Here is a 1,246-nt window from a genome sequence, read left to right on the forward strand (position 1 = left end):
CCCGCGCCGCCGCCTCCGCCACCGGGATTGCGGGCAGCGCGCTCGGCGTCGCGCTCGACGACGCGGCGCTTCTCGGCGCGCACGGCGGCCTGCGTCGCCCGCTCGGTGACGAGCCACTGGGGCGGCGCGACGAGCAGGTCTTTGATCTGGGCGGTCGTGAGCGGCTCGGTGAGGCCGCCGCGAGCGAGGCCGGAGTTCGAGATGCCGAGCTTCGCGGCGACGACCGGCCGCGGGTGCGGGCCCTCACGGCGCAGCACCTGCAGCCACTCGGGCGGGTCGGCGAGGAGCGCGTTCAGCTCGTCTCGCGTGACGACGCCCGTGCGGAACTCCTCGGGTGCAGCCTCGAGGAGGATGCCGAGCTTCTTGGCAGCGGTCTCGGGTTTCATCGTCTGGTCCTGGCTCACCCTCACACCGTAGCCCGTTCGGCTGGATGTGCCCACCGAGCCGCCCGTACGACGATCGTCTACGCTGTGAGCAGGCCGCTCCACGTGTGGCCGCAACACGAGACGGGGGCCGAGGTGACGCTCAGGCTGCGCTACGTCGCCGGGGTGAGCCCAGCCAAGTGGCTCCGCGCCTGGGGCGATCGACGACCCGACCTGCCCGTCGAGGCGCTCCGGGTCGAGGAGCCTGCACAGCTCGCCGAACTCGTCGCCGGTGAAGCCGACCTCGCCTTCGTGCGGCTGCCCGTCGACCTCACGGGCCTGCACTCGGTGCAGCTGTGGGAAGAGCTCGCCGTGGCCGTGCTGCCTAAGGAGCATCCGCTCGCCGACGCCGAGGCGCTCACGGTCGCCGATCTCGAGGGCGAGCCGCTCGCTCCCGCCCAGCCCGACGCGGCGATGACGATGGAGCTCATCGCGGCCGGCACCGGCCACGCGATCATGCCGCACGGCGTCGCGCGGTTGCATCACCGCCGTGATGTCGTGGCTGTGCCGGTGACGGATGCCGCTCCCACGCGCATCGCGCTCGTCTGGCGCGTCGATCGCGATGACGCCGACATCCAGGAGTTCGTTGCCGTCGTGCGCGGGCGCACGGCGCGCAGCTCGCGCCGCGAGGAGGACGAGGCGGCGGACGCAGAGGCCGAGTCCACCGCCGACGTCAAGGCGAAGGCAGCGGGCAAGGGCGCCGGCAAGGCCGGCGAGAAAGCCGGCTCGGGCAAGGCCGGCTCCGGCGGCGCCAAGCCTCGCACGGGCGGCAAGGCGGCGAACCGCGGAGGACGCGGAGCCGGCGGCGGCACCAAGAGCGGCCG

The 1,246-nt window shown here is 73.8% G+C and carries 2 protein-coding genes; one reads left to right on the plus strand and one right to left on the minus strand.

What is annotated here, in order from left to right; genetic code table 11:
* Positions 1-386 (minus strand): DUF5997 family protein (locus ESP51_RS20395; RefSeq protein WP_129522682.1); only part of this gene is annotated, 386 nt, incomplete at its 3' end.
* 84 nt (positions 387-470) lie between these two features.
* Between ESP51_RS20395 and ESP51_RS20400 the strand changes: the two genes are divergently transcribed.
* Positions 471-1,246 (plus strand): LysR family substrate-binding domain-containing protein (locus ESP51_RS20400; RefSeq protein ID WP_164990628.1); only part of this gene is annotated, 776 nt, incomplete at its 3' end.

The sequence above is a fragment of the Agromyces albus genome, from assembly GCF_004134825.1.
Taxonomy (GTDB): Bacteria; Actinomycetota; Actinomycetes; order Actinomycetales; family Microbacteriaceae; genus Agromyces; species Agromyces albus.